17 protein-coding genes are annotated in these 15,777 nt (G+C 36.0%); 4 read left to right on the top strand and 13 right to left on the bottom strand.

Annotated elements, in window-relative coordinates; translation table 11 throughout:
• Positions 1-196 precede the first annotated feature (196 nt).
• From DLJ74_RS11750 to DLJ74_RS11765, 4 genes are all read right to left on the bottom strand, one after another.
• A complete protein-coding gene (locus tag DLJ74_RS11750; RefSeq protein WP_109984621.1) occupies positions 197-886 on the bottom strand; it encodes an ATP-binding cassette domain-containing protein in 690 nt (229 codons plus the stop codon).
• The gene (locus tag DLJ74_RS11755) at positions 883-1,254 is read right to left on the bottom strand and encodes a GntR family transcriptional regulator (protein WP_109984622.1); all 372 of its coding nucleotides are present in this window, start codon (positions 1,252-1,254) and stop codon (positions 883-885) included. Before DLJ74_RS11755 ends, DLJ74_RS11750 begins: the two co-directional genes overlap by 4 nt.
• A gap of 1 nt (position 1,255) precedes the next feature.
• Positions 1,256-2,005 (bottom strand): hypothetical protein, encoded by a 750-nt coding sequence (locus tag DLJ74_RS11760; RefSeq protein WP_109984623.1) that lies wholly within the window; start codon positions 2,003-2,005, stop codon positions 1,256-1,258.
• Between the two features lie 139 nt (positions 2,006-2,144).
• Positions 2,145-2,429, bottom strand: coding sequence for a DUF2524 family protein (locus DLJ74_RS11765; RefSeq protein WP_054787489.1), 285 nt, complete (start codon positions 2,427-2,429; stop codon positions 2,145-2,147).
• A gap of 126 nt (positions 2,430-2,555) precedes the next feature.
• Here DLJ74_RS11765 and mnmM point away from each other — a divergent pair, with 126 nt between their 5' ends.
• Positions 2,556-3,116: a tRNA 5-(aminomethyl)-2-thiouridylate-methyltransferase MnmM gene (gene mnmM / locus DLJ74_RS11770; protein WP_054859629.1), complete on the top strand. Its 561-nt coding sequence runs from the start codon at positions 2,556-2,558 to the stop codon at positions 3,114-3,116.
• Positions 3,117-3,153: 37 nt separating this feature from the next.
• Here mnmM and DLJ74_RS11775 read toward each other — a convergent pair whose 3' ends face one another.
• Both DLJ74_RS11775 and DLJ74_RS11780 read right to left on the bottom strand, forming a co-directional pair.
• Complete coding sequence (locus DLJ74_RS11775) at positions 3,154-3,828, bottom strand: HD domain-containing protein (protein ID WP_109984624.1); 675 nt, start codon at positions 3,826-3,828, stop codon at positions 3,154-3,156.
• A 9-nt stretch (positions 3,829-3,837) separates the two neighbouring features.
• Positions 3,838-4,902: a tetraprenyl-beta-curcumene synthase family protein gene (locus DLJ74_RS11780; protein WP_109984667.1), complete on the bottom strand. Its 1,065-nt coding sequence runs from the start codon at positions 4,900-4,902 to the stop codon at positions 3,838-3,840.
• 82 nt (positions 4,903-4,984) lie between these two features.
• On the opposite strand from DLJ74_RS11780, the gene DLJ74_RS11785 reads away from it, so the two are divergent.
• Positions 4,985-5,500, top strand: a complete 516-nt coding sequence (locus tag DLJ74_RS11785; RefSeq protein WP_109984625.1) for a gamma carbonic anhydrase — start codon at positions 4,985-4,987, stop codon at positions 5,498-5,500.
• Positions 5,501-5,561: 61 nt separating this feature from the next.
• Positions 5,562-6,416, top strand: a complete 855-nt coding sequence (locus DLJ74_RS11790) for a C39 family peptidase (protein WP_109984626.1) — start codon at positions 5,562-5,564, stop codon at positions 6,414-6,416.
• Here DLJ74_RS11790 and asnB read toward each other — a convergent pair.
• The 6 genes from asnB to DLJ74_RS11820 form a co-directional block, all read right to left on the bottom strand.
• Positions 6,407-8,311, bottom strand: coding sequence for an asparagine synthase (glutamine-hydrolyzing) (asnB, locus tag DLJ74_RS11795; protein WP_109984627.1), 1,905 nt, complete (start codon positions 8,309-8,311; stop codon positions 6,407-6,409). The two genes, DLJ74_RS11790 and asnB, sit on opposite strands and share 10 nt — an antisense overlap.
• Positions 8,312-8,559: 248 nt before the next feature.
• Positions 8,560-9,762, bottom strand: a complete 1,203-nt coding sequence (metK, locus tag DLJ74_RS11800; protein WP_109984628.1) for a methionine adenosyltransferase — start codon at positions 9,760-9,762, stop codon at positions 8,560-8,562.
• A gap of 445 nt (positions 9,763-10,207) precedes the next feature.
• Positions 10,208-10,702: an RNA deprotection pyrophosphohydrolase gene (ytkD, locus tag DLJ74_RS11805; protein WP_109984629.1), complete on the bottom strand. Its 495-nt coding sequence runs from the start codon at positions 10,700-10,702 to the stop codon at positions 10,208-10,210.
• A gap of 16 nt (positions 10,703-10,718) precedes the next feature.
• The gene (locus DLJ74_RS11810; protein ID WP_054859632.1) at positions 10,719-11,291 is read right to left on the bottom strand and encodes a hypothetical protein; all 573 of its coding nucleotides are present in this window, start codon (positions 11,289-11,291) and stop codon (positions 10,719-10,721) included.
• 149 nt (positions 11,292-11,440) lie between these two features.
• Positions 11,441-11,755 carry a hypothetical protein gene (locus DLJ74_RS11815; RefSeq protein WP_054859633.1) on the bottom strand — a complete coding sequence of 105 codons (315 nt, stop codon included), beginning with the start codon at positions 11,753-11,755 and terminating at the stop codon, positions 11,441-11,443.
• Positions 11,756-11,873: 118 nt separating this feature from the next.
• Complete coding sequence (locus DLJ74_RS11820) at positions 11,874-12,713, bottom strand: ABC transporter ATP-binding protein (RefSeq protein ID WP_054859634.1); 840 nt, start codon at positions 12,711-12,713, stop codon at positions 11,874-11,876.
• A gap of 269 nt (positions 12,714-12,982) precedes the next feature.
• Between DLJ74_RS11820 and DLJ74_RS11825 the strand changes: the two genes are divergently transcribed.
• Positions 12,983-14,230: a DNA polymerase IV gene (locus tag DLJ74_RS11825; protein ID WP_109984630.1), complete on the top strand. Its 1,248-nt coding sequence runs from the start codon at positions 12,983-12,985 to the stop codon at positions 14,228-14,230.
• On the opposite strand, the gene DLJ74_RS11830 is transcribed toward DLJ74_RS11825, so the two are convergent.
• Positions 14,227-15,696, bottom strand: coding sequence for an o-succinylbenzoate--CoA ligase (locus DLJ74_RS11830; RefSeq protein ID WP_109984631.1), 1,470 nt, complete (start codon positions 15,694-15,696; stop codon positions 14,227-14,229). The genes DLJ74_RS11825 and DLJ74_RS11830 overlap by 4 nt on opposite strands.
• Positions 15,697-15,777 lie beyond the last annotated feature (81 nt).

The raw sequence follows: 15,777 nt of genomic DNA on the forward strand, positions 1-15,777 counted from the left end.
AAAAAAGCAGGAGCAACTTGCAATAATATCTGCGCAGATGCAAAAAAGCAGGAGCAACTTGCAAAAATATCCGCGCACACACAAAAAAGCGGGAGCAACTCGCAATAATATCTGCGCAGATGCAAAAAAGCAGGAGCAACTTGCAATAATATCCGCGCACACACAAAAAAGCGGGAGCAACTTACAAAAATATCTACTATTGTACGGAATAATTATTTTCTAGCCATTCCTGAACACTTTGGCCATTCACTTCTCTAATCTCTTCTACATCCTTTTGATCGATAATTGTTCCCTCTTTCATTATTACTACCTCATCCAATAAAGACTCTATTTCTAACAATTCATGTGTTGTCAAAATCACGGTTTGATAATTAAGATCAATAAATTGAATGATACCTTGTATAATTTTACTTTTTACCATTGGGTCTAAACCGGCAAGTGGTTCATCTAGTAATAAAATAGGTGCTTCACGTGCAAGTGTTACCGTAATTTTCACTCGTCCTAATTGACCTTTAGATAAGTATTGAATCTTCTCATTAGAGTCTAGCTGAAAAAAATTTAGTAAGTCCTTTGCTTTTTCTAGCTGAAAATCATCGTATTGAGACTGGTAAAAATTTATTAATTCTTGAACAGAAAAGTAAGAATAAAAATACTCGTTATCTGGACTATAGGCAATGATCTGACTTCGGTCTTTTATATTGGAATCCAATGAAACAGTTCCACTAGATGGATGAAGGATCCCTGCCATTGTTTTTAAGAGGGTAGTTTTGCCACTACCGTTCTCTCCAATAATACCAATTATTTTCCCGATCGGTATTGTCATATTACAGTTTTTCAATATAGATTTCCATCCCATTTTTTTACTTATGTTTTTTACTTTAATCACGAGTCTCCCCCCCACTTCTCATCCATCATATTTTCTTTAATCTCTTCTAATGAATAGCCAAGAGCTTCCATAGCCTCTATAAAATCATAAATATACCGTTCTTTCAGCTTTTCTTTCCATTTAGTTATCATTTCTTGCTCCTCCGTTACAAAGGTTCCTTGGCCTCTTCTAGATATAGCCATTCCTCTCGATTCTAATTCTCGATAGACTCGTTGAATTGTATTTGGATTTACACCAAGGTCAATCGCAAACTCTCTTACTGATGGAAGCTTATCCCCTTTTTTCCGTTTATTACTGACAATTTCTTGGATTACTTGGTCGACTATTTGGAGATAAATTGGTTTATCTGATTGAAATTTTCCCTTCATGCTAAACCTCCACTTTTTTTTCTAAAAGCAAAGTGAATAAGTAATAAAGTAGCCACAAGATCCCCACCGTAAAGATAAATAAGCTTAGAGATATTTGGTTATATTGTGTAATAAAAATTAAATCCAGTGCCAGATCTTCAAAATAACTGAAGGATATTGTCCATAATGACCCGATCCAATTAATGAAGGGCTCAGACCAGCTGAACAATTTGCTGAATAAAATAGCTAAACCAACTAAACAAAGTATGCTGATAGGAAAACCTACCCTTGTGATGAGCATTCGATGAATAACCCATGCAGCATAAACAATGACATTTAACCATAATCCGATCATAAAAGTGTAATGGAATAAAACGAATAAGATACTAATTAAAGTATTCGAAGTAACCTCTAAATAATTTATCCACTTTAATACAAACAAAAAGATAGTCATCCAGCCAAAGAACACAAGGGTTACCCTAATACTATGGAGAAACTTAACCTGTATCGTCCTAAAAATAGCATTTCGATTATACAGTAATAAGGACAGCTGATGTACCTCCATATTTAGACTAAACAATAAGGTTGCTGGCATTAATACTAGCCCCAAGTTTAATATAGCAATCACTTCCCAAAAGTTTTGGAAATTGTCCGAGTCATTGTTTAAAAACAGTGACCAGAATATCATGCCTAGCATCACTATAATAACAACTAGTTGAAATCCCTTCATCATTTTCATTTCTTTATTCCATAAACCTTTGTAATTATTCATTGCTCCACCCCTCATTTGTATTAGTGTACTATTTAAATAGTACACTAATACAAATGTTTAATCAATATCTATTTCATACATGGAATATTACCTACTCCACTTCTAAATCAAAAAAACTACCTCAGAGGTCTGAAGTAGTTTAATCATCTAATTCGGTTAGGTCCACTTGATCCATAATCATATCATTCAATTTTTCATTCACGATTAATTGAAATCGATGAAGCTGTTCTTTTTGTTGGGCATTAGCACTGTTCAATACTCTTTCTATTCCTTGGGCTAGCTTTTCTAATTCCAATTGTGCATTATAATAATCTTCGTTCATTTCAAATTGATTTCGATTTGACATATCTAACTGCTCTTCTGCCTGCTGAATGATATGCTGTCCTTCAATCAATAAGTTCTCGATTGAATCTCTCGTCGTCATTTTTATCACCTCATGTTTATTGTGAGGTAATTTTTATTTTTCATACTTCTTTTATTTGTTAAAATAAATTGGAAGATAGCCATTTTTTCAAAATTTCATCAAGTAAAAATTAGGAGAAGAAATAATATGAAAAAAATATTAGCTTATTCACATCATTTGTTAGAAGAGGTTGTCAGACAAGGGGATACTGTAATGGATGCAACATGTGGTAATGGAAATGATACCTTTTTTCTCAGTCAACTAGTTAAAGAAGACGGGAACGTTTTTGCATTTGATATACAAGAAAAAGCTTTAGAAAACACCTCCACACTATTATCGAAAAATAATATACAAAATGTAAAACTGATACATGACGGCCATGAAAATTGCGAAAAATATATTCCTACAAATGATGAACTTGCAGGAGCCATATTTAATCTTGGCTATCTGCCTAAAGGAGACCATCAAATTATTACGACTCCACAAAACACTATTCGTGCCATTCAATCCATTTTGACACGACTTCGTCCGAATGGAAGAATCGTTATCGTTGTTTATCATGGACATATGGGTGGGAAGGAAGAAAAAGAAAAAGTACTCGATTTCTGTGGCAATTTAGATCAATCCTATTATCAGGTATTACAATATCAATTTATCAATCAAATAAACCACCCACCTTTTATTATTGCCATTGAGAAATTATGCTAGAGCTAAATAAGGACATGTATCGATTTTCCACATGTCCCTATTCCCTAATAAAATCAACGATATTTGTATCATTCAGCTTAAATTCCTTTAAGAATTGCTTTAAGTATTGCTCTATATATGCATGTCTTTCAATAGCTAGCTGATATCCTGTTTTCGTATTCATTAGATTCTTCAGTTTTAGTAGCTTCTCATAAAAGTGGTGAAGTCCACTAGACTTTCCTTTTCTGTATTCCTCTACTGTCATTTCTTCTCTTATCTCGATAGTAGGATCATACATGGCAGTTCCTTTTTTCCCGGCATAAATAAAGCATCTCGCGATTCCGATTGCACCAATCGCATCGAGTCTATCTGCATCCTGTACCACCTTAGCTTCCAAGGAATTGACAAGCTGGTTATTCCCTCCTTTAAAGGACATTGTACTTACAATCTGTATAATGTGATCACAATCTACCTCTCGTATATTAAAATCTTTTAACCATGCTTGTATATTATCCATTCCCTCTTTTTCATTGGCAACAACCTTATCATCAGCCAAATCGTGCAATAGAGCAGCTAAAGTTACAATAAAAATGTCTGCATTTTCTTCCATAGCAATTTGTTGAGCTAGTTTTGTCACACGTTCTATATGATACCAATCATGGCCTGTTCTCTCGTTTGACAACCGATCTCTAACCATTTCCTCTGTTTTTGCTATTATTAACTTTTTATTCAATCGATCACCTCAATATCTCCCCGCTAAACGGTTATATAGCTTTATGTTCCAATGGAAGAATTGTGATTTCCTACCGCTTGCCTTGATCAATTTTTTGACTGTCGAATAGGCTTGTTTCATCTTTTTTACCTTTGGATCCGCTAGATATAAGCCTACAAGGCCATGCTGAATCATTTCATGAAAGTAAGCATCTGGTAGTTTTTTTACTTGATTATTTGTTTGTTCCACGAAAAAAATCAGACGTCTCTCCAGTTCTTCTTCATTTTGATAATAGCTGCAGAAATTCAAGTCACCCTCTTCTGCATCCTCTTGTTGATCAATAAAATAATCTAACATAATATGTAACCCTTGTAGATAAGGAAAATAACTCTCGAAAATAACTTCAGCAAGCTGATCTGTCATCTCCCCAGCCAAAGCATAGGATGTCATACAGAAAATACCTAATGTGGATCCAGTACATGCAGAAAACTCGTACCAGCTTAGCATTGGCCATTTGGATTGATAGGTACTAAACCATTTTTCTAATCTTGGAATTCGTTCTTCGTGACAAACGTGTTTATGTACTTGTAAGTCACTATACAATGCTTCAAGCTGAATCATAAGTCCTTGTATATTTTTATAGTTACTTATTCGACTAACTATTTGTTGACACGTCTTTACCAGATCAGTCAAATAGTCCGCATCCTCTTGTTCTTCTCGGTATTGATAATAATTTTTTAGCTTTACATTTGGTGATAAAGCATCCTCCATTGATAGGTGAAGCATTCTAAAATCCTCCGGGTCTAATGAAGTACTTCGATCACATAGATTGTCAAGATAATCACTTATTGTTTGATAGGCTACAATAAATCGAATAGCTTCTTTCCATTGTTCCCCTGCTAATAGACTATACACACTTCCACCTTGGCAATGGAACTTTTTAGAACGAATACTTGCCAACGCTTGTGTTCGTAATTCTTTATTCGGTATTTTTTTAGCTCTTTCCTGCCAATAATCGAGCTCTTTATTTACTTGTGGAAAAACTTTCTGATAAACCTGTTTTAATAAAATTGGGGCATTTGTTGGGATTGTAATAGACAAAATGGTTCCCTCACTTTTCTTCATTTCTATTTCATATGATATCATATTATTAACTATCTAGCAGGAGGTTCATACGATGATTTTAGAATACAAAGGAAAAATACCTAATATTCATCAACATGCATTTATCGCACCTGATGCTGTCATTACAGGGGATGTTGAAATTGGAGAATTTACAAGTGTTTGGTTTAAAACCGTTATTCGAGGTGATGTAGCGCCTGTTAAAATTGGGGCATATGCTAACATCCAAGACCTATCTCTCCTACACCAAAGCCCAGAACTGCCACTTATTATTGAAGATTATGTTACGGTTGGGCACCAAGTTACTTTACATTCTGCCATTATTCGTAAGCATGCGCTCATAGGGATGGGGTCTATTATTTTGGATGGGGCAGAAATAGGCGAAGGTGCTTTTATTGGGGCAGGAAGCCTTGTACCACCTGGCAAAAAAATCCCACCAAACACACTAGCATTTGGAAGACCAGCTAAAGTAATTCGTAATCTTACCGATAAAGATATTAAGGATATGAATCGTATCCAAAAGGATTACGTAGAAAAAGGAAAATACTATAAAAACAGGATAAGCAACTGATTCTATAAATCATGGTTGCTTTCTCGCTATTTCGAATTTCTACAGTTTGATGGAGGGCAAAATGCTTACAACCCTATTTATCATTTCCATTTTTATGTTCTTCTTTTTATTATATTTTTATAAATCTTATCGAAAAAAAATTATTCAATATATGGCATTGCTTTATATACTGCTATTCGGAACGATAAGTATTGGTACAGGGGGCTACTTACTATATACGGCTGATATTGAATGGGTTTATGCAACAGACTATCAGACAAAACTCTTCACGACACATGCCAATCACCATCTTACGCTTGATACGAAAGTAGAGCATAGTGTTAAGCTAGATGCACCAATGGTCTATCAATTACCAGAATTACCGAGAGGCTGTGAGGTGACTACTTTATCTATGCTTCTTCAATATCATGATATAGATGTCGACAAACTTACCCTTGCTTCCCAAATTGTAAAAGATACAACAAACTACAAGCAAGAAAACGGACAAATATTTTTTGGTAACCCGCATGAAGGCTTTGTTGGAGATATGTATAGCTTTGAAAATCCAGGGTATGGGGTCTATCATCAGCCGTTAACAGAATTAGCCAAATCTTATGTTGGTAATTTAGCTCAGGATCTAACAGGCTCTGATTTTCATCGTGTTATCGAATCTATTTCTCAGCAAAAGCCCGTGCTTGTCATCACAAATGCTACTTTTCAACCATTAGCAGAAGAAGCCTTTGAAACATGGCAGACACCAGAAGGACCTATTAAGATTACAATGAAAGAGCATGCTGTACTAGTAACTGGCTATGATAAAGATTTCATCTATTTCAATGATCCACTTAAAGGAAAACAAAAAAAGGCTCCCAAACATGCTTTTATTAGCGCTTGGGAGCAAATGGGCAAGCAGGCTATCACCATTGATTATGATTGATGTAGCTTGCTTGCTGCTTTATCCTCTTGTTTTAATAATTCGGTATCGAATTTATTTTCAATAAAAATTTGATGCCAGAGCATAAACATAAACACTGTCCACAATTTTCTACTATTATCTGCTTTATTTGCACAATGTTCCTCTAACAATTGAGTAATAATGGTTTTATCCAATAAATGATCTGTAGCACTTTCTTTAATTAGATCTCTTGCCCATTGATTCAATTCATTTTTCAACCAATGACGTATTGGTACAGGGAAACCTAATTTTTTTCTATCAAGGATATGGTCTGGTACGATACCTCTAGATGCTAATCTTAAGATATGCTTCGTCGTGCCTTCTGCTATTTTCATGTCTACAGGTATTTCGCTCGCTACCCGGAATACTTCCTTATCTAAGAAGGGCACTCGTAACTCTAAAGAATGAGCCATTGTCATTCTATCTGCTTTTAACAAAATATCCCCGCGCAACCATGTTTGGATATCGACATATTGCATCTGATTAACTGGATCAATACCTTGAACATTTTGATAAAAAGGTGCGGTAATCTGTTGATAATTAATATTCGATTGATGAGTTTTTAATAGTTTTTGCTTCTCTTTTTCTTCGAACATCTTGGCATTACCAATATAACGATCCTGGAGCGGGGTTGTACCTCTCTCCAAGAAGCTTTTCCCTTTCACACCTTCTGGTAATATTTGCGCTACACGTGCCAATAAATCTTTAGCTGGTGTTGGAATAGATTGAAATACTTTTAATGATTCTGGCTCTCGATAAATATTATATCCACCAAATAACTCATCTGATCCTTCTCCAGATAGAACAACAGTTACATGCTTTTTCGCTTCTCTTGCAACAAAATATAATGGGACACAAGCTGGGTCAGCAAGTGGGTCATCGAGATGCCAGATAATTTTAGGTAATTTCTTGACATACTCTTCTGGCGAAATGATATAAGAGTGATTCTCCACTCCAAGTTTATCTGCTGTTTCCTTTGCAACATCCACCTCTGAATATCCCTCTTGCTCAAATCCTACAGAGAATGTCTTGATATTCGGATGGTATTCCTTCGCCATCGCAACAATTAAAGATGAGTCTATTCCGCCAGATAAAAATGATCCAACAGGTACATCACTTCGCATATGCACCTTAACTGAATCATACATCACATCTTGAATCTTTTTGATCAGTGCTTGCTTGTCCTGATCAACAGGCTGGAATTGTGCATGAAAATAACGTGTAAAGGTGATTTCTTTATCAAGAGGCTTGACAAAATAATGGCCTGGATTTAGTTTCTCTATATTTTCGTGCATTGTCATAGGCTCAGGAACATATTGAAAGCTTAGATAGTGCTGTAATGCTTCTCTGTCAACCGTGCCCTCTATATCTCCTAGCAAGCTTTTTTTCTCTGAAGCAAAATACATTCCTTCTTCCGCGTTTTTGAAGAATAGTGGCTTAATTCCAAATGGGTCTCTTGCCCCATAAAGGACCTGATTTTCTTTATCCCAAATTAGGATCGCAAACATTCCTCTTAATTGTTCAAATGCTTTTACACCATACTCTTGAAACATGGCTAAAATCACTTCTGTGTCGGAATCAGTTGTGAAGGAATAACCCTTTTTTTGTAATTCTTCTCTAAGTTCAATATAGTTATAAATTTCACCATTAAACACCATCCAGTACTGTTCATCATGGTATGTAAACGGCTGATGTCCACTTTCAATATCTATAATGCTTAATCTTCTAAAGCCAAATAAAACGTGATTATCTTCATAATAGCCTTCATCATCTGGACCACGGTGATAAATGGCTGTATTTTTATTTTCGAACTGTTGTCTTTGTTCACTTTCCCACATTTTATTATCAGATTTTAATATACCAATAAACCCACACATAATTTATTTCCTTCCTTCTTTTCCCTTCTATTATAGTAGACGAATTTTACCCTACTGAGGTTACTTCTCCTATTGTTATATATTCGCTCTTTTCCACTATAAGAATGGGTGTAATTTCATGATGATTGTTTAAAACCGAGCATGTACTATTACTCTTATCACCTAATACGTGAGACCTTATTCATCAGAAAAGGTCAAGTCCTCACAGGCACTTGACCTCATCTCAATTACTCTATTTTATCTGTTTCTTAGCCTTTTGACAAGTAAGATCTTAATTGATCGACCTTATTTGTTTTTTCCCACGGGAATTCTGTGTCTGTCCGTCCGAAATGGCCATATGCGGCAGTTTGACGGTAAATTGGTCTTCTTAAATCAAGCATTTTAATAATACCTGCTGGACGCAAATCAAAATGCTCGCGAACTGCTGCAACAAGTTCTTCCTCCGTATATTTCCCCGTACCAAATGTATTTATGGAGATGGATACAGGCTGTGCCACCCCAATTGCATAAGCAAGTTGAACTTCACATGCTTCCGCTAATTCAGCTGCAACAATATTCTTTGCTACATAGCGTGCTGCATAAGCGGCAGAGCGATCCACTTTTGTTGCATCCTTTCCACTGAATGCTCCACCACCATGACGTGCATAGCCACCGTAAGTGTCTACAATTATTTTCCTTCCTGTAAGTCCTGCATCTCCTTGGGGACCACCAATTACAAAGCGGCCTGTTGGATTGATAAAGTATTTTGTCTCCGTATCTAAGAGTTCTGCTGGAACAATTGGGTTAATAACAAATTCTTTTAAATCTGCTTGAATTTGCTCTAGTGTTATATCCTGATGATGTTGAGTAGAGATAACAATCGTATCAATTCTAATTGGTTTGTCATTTTCATCATACTCAACGGTGACTTGTGTTTTACCATCTGGTCGCAAATAACTCAGCGTACCATTTTTTCTTACGTCAGATAATTGCTTAGCTAACTTATGTGCCAAACTAATTGGAAGTGGCATTAATTCAGGTGTTTCATTATTAGCATAACCAAACATTAATCCTTGGTCTCCTGCACCAATTGCCTCGATCTCATCATCTGACATTTTACCTTCTCTTGCCTCTAATGCAACATTAACACCACCAGCGATATCTGCTGATTGTTCATCAATGGCTGTTAGCACTCCACACGTCTCTGCATCGAAGCCATATTTTGCTCTTGTATAACCGATTTCTTTAATAGTATTGCGAACAATTTTAGGAATATCAACATACGTGCTTGTAGAAATTTCTCCAGAAACAAGAACTAATCCTGTTGTGACAGTCGTCTCACAAGCTACTCTAGCATTGGGGTCATTTTTCACTATTTCATCTAAAATCGCATCAGAAATTTGATCACAGATTTTATCAGGATGACCCTCTGTGACTGATTCTGATGTGAATAATCTTCTATTTTCTGGCATTATCATTTTTCCTCCTTCAACACTTTCCATTCCAATTGAGCACTTTGATTCTGTCTTTTCTATTTATGAATTCTTAATGTTCTCTTCTAACTCTCTATCTACTACTATACCGTTTTTATCGACAGAATGCACGAAAACCCAATCACAATTAAACCGATTTATTTAGTTGGTTATAAAAACATTATTTTAAGCTAATCAAACACAATGAAGAGAAACCTACTCCAAAATAAGTACGCTTCCCTTTATGGCATACGTCTCCACACTGTTTTATCGTATCGGAAGTGGATAATAAAGTCAATTTATTTTTAGTAACTAGCTTCTTTCTGATGGTTGCTGGAACGATGTCTATCTAAAAAATCCGAGCCTTGTTAAGACTCGGACAAAAAAAGAGGCCTGCTCGGATAGCAGTGCGCTGACGGACATTAAATACTTAAATAAAGCAAACTTAGCTTCTTGATTGATTTGAATTAATCAAAAGCTTTTCTTTCACATACTGAATGCTATAGGTTAAAACATCATCTTTCATAATGAAACTAAAGGCCATATTTGATTGAATATCTTCTGGTAACGAATCTAATAAAACAGGTCCTGCTGTTTCAAAATAATGATCGTTTTTGGCTAAGCCACTTATTTCAGCATAATAAATATTTTTGGTTAGTTGATCATGCTTCCCTTTGACATAATATTGCCCAATATAGGTTAACTGATCAACCTCTCCTCCCGTCTCTTCATGTACTTCTCGAATAGCAGCCTCGGCTGCTGTCTCATTCTTTTCTACTTTTCCACCAGGAAACTCTAGTCCACGATCGAGGTGTTTCGTTAGTAGCCATTTGGATTGATAGCGACAGATAACCCAAACATGTTTTGGATTTTTATTAAAGGGATGATCCTCAAAGGATAGCTGTATCTTATTGTGATAATAATCATAAAAAGTTTTCATACATCTATTTTACCTCTTATGAATCTACATGGCTAATCTTAACTATTTTCCATTGATTATTGATTTTTTTAAACTGAATATTAATCATATAATTGCCATATAAATCTGTTTGATTTTGTTGACTTATTTCTACTATATTCCCATCTAATCTTGTTCTCTCATAGTTGTTTTCCTTTTGGAACCATGGTGGTGTTTCCGTTGGTACAATATATAAGCCATCTTGCTTTTCTTGATAATAGTATTCTACATAAGGCAAGGCTACTTCTTTTGTCGTTATTTTTTCAAAAGCTTGAATCAGCTCTTCTTTTGTTTGATAGTGAATAATCTTGTTGTCGCCATCTATTTCCTGTACTAATGTTTGCATAAATTTATCGGTTAGCTCGACAATGGTTTCATGGGATAGTTCTGTTTGTTTTTCTTCCTTTACTAGTTGCTTGATATCCTCAAAGTTGGCATTGTTTAAACTTTGTTGTTTGTAGGCATTGTTTTTTCCAGTTGCTAGACTTTGATCGGTGTTGTATTGGCTAACAATCATGATCGCAAAAATAAGAAGTATTCCTGTTGTCAATGTTACCAATAATTTCTTCAATGCTCTCCCCCCCCATCTTATATTACTATTACCTTTTTTCCTATTAAATTAAACCTTTATTACTAGATATTTATTTAAAATGAATACTTTAATTAAAAAGACGATTTAGAGAGAGAAAATGTTTCATTTTTTTATTTATTATTAATAAATCAGTTCTCTTTACCTATATTGTATTTATCCATAGCTGCTTTCGTCTCTTCATCTGCTAGTTCATATATCATTTGATAAACACCTTTTATCCCTTCATCATATGCATCGTTTTGTGGATCATTATGATAAGGGGTAAAAGGGATATGTGCTCGTACATAAGTGCTTAGATCTGCATCATGTATTTCATCAAATTTTAGTCTAAGTAATGTGATTTCTTCATCGTTTGCTTGAATCACAAATTCTGCATTACCACCATATGGGATGTGAGATATTTCTTGGGTACCTATATTAACATAATATTTTTTCTTTTCCATTGTTTTCACTCCTTCTCGATAGTTATATGTTAGAAGAGGGAAAACATACTTAGTAAAACTTGCCTTTCTAAAGGCATAAAAAATCCTCTATCTCTAAACAGATAAAGGATTTTCTTTATTACACAGTTTGCATTTGCTTTTGTTTGGATTCTTCGACTGCTTCTTTAATTAAGCAGCGTCCACGTCCATGTGGTATACACATCGGTGTTCCGAACATTGGGTCATACATCACATCACACTTCATTTGAAAAACATCATGTACTAAGCCACAATTAATTATTTCTTCTGGCTTACCTTGCGCGTAAACCTGCTTATCCTTAATTGCCACAATATGGTGAGCATAACGACAAGCTAGATTTAAATCATGTAGAACCATTACAATCGTACTTTTTCTTTTTTCATTTAGTTCAAACAATAAGTCTAATATTTCAATTTGATGAGTCATATCAAGATAAGTCGTTGGTTCGTCCAATAAAACCGTATCTGTACCTTGTGCCAAAGTCATCGCAATCCACGCACGTTGACGTTGCCCGCCTGATAAGGAATCCACCTCACGATCTTTTAATGCCGTCATATTCGTTGCCGATAAAGCTTCATTGACTGCCTGCTCATCTTCTGGAGACCAACGCTTGAACATCGTCTTATATGGATGACGTCCTTGCTTCACTAATTCTTCAACGGTTAATCCTTCTGGACTTGTTGGGCTTTGAGGCAAAATCGCTAGTTGTTTTGCTACTTCCTTTGTAGGTATTTTGGCAATGTCTTTTCCGTTAAGTACTACATCACCATCTTTTGGCTTTAATAAACGCGCTAATGATCGTAATAATGTTGACTTACCACAACCATTTCCGCCGATAAAGACAGTAATTTCACCCTTTGGAATAGCAATATCTAAATCATCTATAATAATTTCTTCTCCATAACCTAATGTTAAATCCTTTGCTACTAATGTTTCCATTCTGGAACCTCTCCCTCGCTTACGTTCGTTCGCAAACCTTTGTGTTATTCCTTAAATGGTTAATCGTTCCATTCTCTAAGTATCTTCTACTTTTTAGTGTAGTGGGTTTCTGCAAAAATGTCAATGATAATCTTTATCAATTATGAAGGAGTTTTTTATTAATATTTAATTTCCATATTTTGTTTCTTCTTATTTCCACTTCTTTGTACTATACTAATAGAGAACACACGTTCCTTTTCGTGTTAAAAATCCAAGAGGAGAGAACATCAATGGATTATCATACTTTTCCGAGAAATAACATCCTATGTATTGATATGCGTTCCTTCTATGCTAGTGTCGAGTGTGTCAAGCTAGGGCTTGACCCCATGACGACAATGTTAGCAGTCGTTGGAGATAAAACAAGATCCGGTAGCATCATACTAGCTGCTTCTCCAGCATTAAAACAGCGGTATGGAGTAAAAAATGTCAGTCGCTATTTTGAATTACCAGAGGATCCAAATATTCATATCGTGCAAGCAAGAATGGGGGATTATGTAAAAGTATCGATTGAAATTACTAAATTACTCTATCGCTATGCTCCACGTGAAGCTATTCATCCATACTCTGTCGATGAAATGTGGTTAACCGTTAATGGATTGGAAAAGATATATGGTAATGCCTATCAAATTGCACACATGTTAAAAACAGAAATTTACGAAACGATGGGACTCACTTGTGCTATTGGGATTGGTGATAATAAATTTTTAGCAAAAGTAGTAATGGATTTATATGCAAAGAAAACGGGGATTGCTACATGTCGATATGAGGATGTCGAAGCATTGCTTTGGCCTGTAGAAGTAGAAAAAATTTGGGGGATTGGCAGTAGACTCAAAAAGCACCTTCAACGCATGGGGATTTTGACATTAGGACAATTAGCACAACACCCTTTAGAACAATTAAAGAAACGCTTTGGTATTATGGGAGAGCAACTATATTGGCATGCTTGGGGGATTGACCTCAGTCCTATTTATACCGAAGCAGAAAAGGAAGAGCAAAAAGGCTTTAGTCATGGAATTACATTATTAAGAGATTATTCCGAAGAAGAAACCTATGTCTGCATGTTAGATTTATGTGAAGAAGTAGCAAGACGAACTCGAGCGAGCAAAAAGGCTGGACGCACAATCCATTTAAGCATTGGATATGCAAATAATCTTGGCGGATTCCATCGCTCGCGTTCTCTTGACTTACCTACTAATGTTACGATGGACATTTATCATGTTTGTTTACAGCTTTTCCATGAATTCTATGACCATCATAGTAAAATCCGCCGTGTCACCGTTAGTTTAAATAATTTATATGATGATATAGAGACACAGCTCCAGCTATTTGAAGATAAAGGAAAGAAGAAGGATATTGGTTATGTGATGGATACCATCCGTGATCAACATGGGTCCACCGCGATTTTGCGTGCAACTAGCTATACAGATGCGGGTATTACGATCGAACGCAGCAAAAAAATCGGTGGTCATTATGCTTAACCATTTCTCTCCTCTATCCATTTCTTCAGTTGGTGGCGCTGCAATTTATTGGTAGCATTACGAGGAAGAACATCAGTAAAAAATATTTGTTTCGGTATTTTAAACCGGGCTAGTCGGCTCCGACAATGTTTTACAATATCGTCTTGAGTCAAAGCCCCATCCCTTTTAACAACAAAAGCAACAGGGACCTCTCCCCACACTGGATCAGGAATACCGACAACCCCGGCTTCTGCAATAGTAGGCATAGACAATAGGCAGTCCTCAATTTCAGCAGGATAAATATTTTCCCCGCCAGAAATAATAAGATCACTTCTTCGATCAACGACATACAAAAAGCCTTCCTCATCTTGATAACCGAGATCACCTGTCAAAAACCATCCCTCTTGAAAGGAAGCAAGATTCGCTTCTTCTCGCTTATAGTAGCCATCCGTGACCATTGGACCTCTGACAACTATTTCTCCTATCTCATTCACAGCTGCCTGTTTCCCATTTTTTCTAATCTCTAAGCTAGCAGAGAATAAAGCGTGCCCTGCAGACCCAATTTTTCGCAAAGCGTCATGCTCATTTAATGTTGCAATTTGCGAAGAAGTCTCTGTCATTCCAAAGGTTTGTACAATCGGAACATCAAGAGCGCGGGCTTTTTCTAGTAATGGCTGCGGAGCCGGTCCACCTCCAAGAAGCATGCAACGAAAATTTTTAGGGTAGCGTTGCTTACCTAGTAATTGTAATAATCGCATACACGTCACGGAAACAACAGAGACAATGGAAACACCCTTGTCTATAATAGCCTGATGTACTATTTGTTCATCAAACCTTTCTAAAAGGTAAACTGGCATTCCATAAATAATCCCTTTTAGAATAATCGATAAACCACCAATATGAAATAATGGTAAACAGGCTAACCACTTATCTGTTGATAATAATCCTAAATTCAAAGCTGATGCAACCGCACTTGCCCAATGATTCTTATAGCGATGCATGACAGCTTTTGCCGTTCCTGTGGTCCCTGATGTAAACATCATCGAACAGAGCCCCTCCATTTTAATCGAAGATGGAAGCGATATAGACATTGTTTCTAATTCTCTTATTTGATTAAACGTATACGAGGTAGTCGATAATTGCTTGGCTTTAGATCGATAATAAGTACTAGTAAGCAATAAATCAACATCAGCAGCCTGGCACTGTTTTTCGATTTCCTTTTCCGTAAGCCGTGTATTTAGAAAAACAACTGGTGCTTGTATATAGGTACAAGCTAAAAAGGCGACGACCATTTCAACCGAATTGCCTGATAATATGCCGATATGTTTTTGTTTACAAGCGACATTTGCGAGTTTTTTTGCAAATAGTTTTGCTTCTTGCTGTAACCGAAAAAAAGTCCATTGTTCTCCTTCAGGCGTTTCAATAGCTAAAGCATCTGGGCTTAATGCTACCCTTTTGTCTAACCAATGCTCCATTACCTCACTCATAGGAACCCTCCTTTATTATCGTCATAGATAAAACCTAGTTTCATACTTATGAAACTAGGTTTCGTCTTTCGGTTTACCATC

The sequence above is a fragment of the Gracilibacillus dipsosauri genome (assembly GCF_003176895.1).
In the GTDB taxonomy this organism is placed as follows: domain Bacteria; phylum Bacillota; class Bacilli; order Bacillales; family Amphibacillaceae; genus Gracilibacillus; species Gracilibacillus dipsosauri.